Annotated in this window: 1 protein-coding gene and 1 pseudogene; both read right to left on the reverse strand. The window is 57.5% G+C overall.

Going from position 1 to position 616, the window contains the following annotated elements; translation table 11 throughout:
* A pseudogene (locus tag AACY52_RS29310) lies at positions 1 to 391 on the reverse strand (hypothetical protein); the annotation flags it as partial.
* Between the two features lie 17 nt (positions 392 to 408).
* The coding region (locus tag AACY52_RS29315; RefSeq protein WP_339561218.1) for a hypothetical protein at positions 409 to 616 on the reverse strand (208 nt) is incomplete at its 5' end.

The following is a 616-nucleotide window of genomic DNA, read 5'->3' on the forward strand; positions in this document are numbered from 1 at the left end:
TTTGGCCCCGCCACATATCCTGATCGCGGTGGGGAAATTGCGGCAGTGCGCCGGGATGCAGCTCGAGAGCTTGAGCGAGATTGAGCTGTATGGTGTCGCACAAAGCACCGAGCACATCTTGCGCGATCGCCATGATCTGAGGATGATGGATGAATGCCGATGAATGGGTCGATCGTTTGAGCAGGCTTCCGAACCTCTTGGTGTGGCTGCCGTAGAAACCGCCTTCGCAAAATGGCGTTGCCTCGAAGTGGGGGGCCATATCTCTCGCCAGCGACTCGACCACGGTGGTGGGCATGATGTCTGGAAGCACGCAGAAACCTTCGCGCATCAGTGTTTCGTAAATTGACTCGTGGGCCTCGATCTCGGCTGCAGGTAGCGGCTTTGTAGCCATGCGATGTCTCCCGAATTTCATGCCGCGGCGCGATCAAGATCCATCAGATGGATCTGCGCGAAGATGCCGGATTGACGCAGGAGGTGCGCCGTATCTGGGGTAATATTGATCTGCATGGCCGACAGGCCGCGGGGATCGTTGTTGTCGGGCAATCCAAGCGGAAGGCATTCCCATCCGAAGGCGAGGATTTGTTGGAACCATGCCCATTCGGCAACGCCGGTATAG

Origin of the sequence: Pseudomonas sp. EA_65y_Pfl1_P113 (assembly GCF_963970525.1) — a bacterium.
In the GTDB taxonomy this organism is placed as follows: domain Bacteria; phylum Pseudomonadota; class Gammaproteobacteria; order Pseudomonadales; family Pseudomonadaceae; genus Aquipseudomonas; species Aquipseudomonas tritici.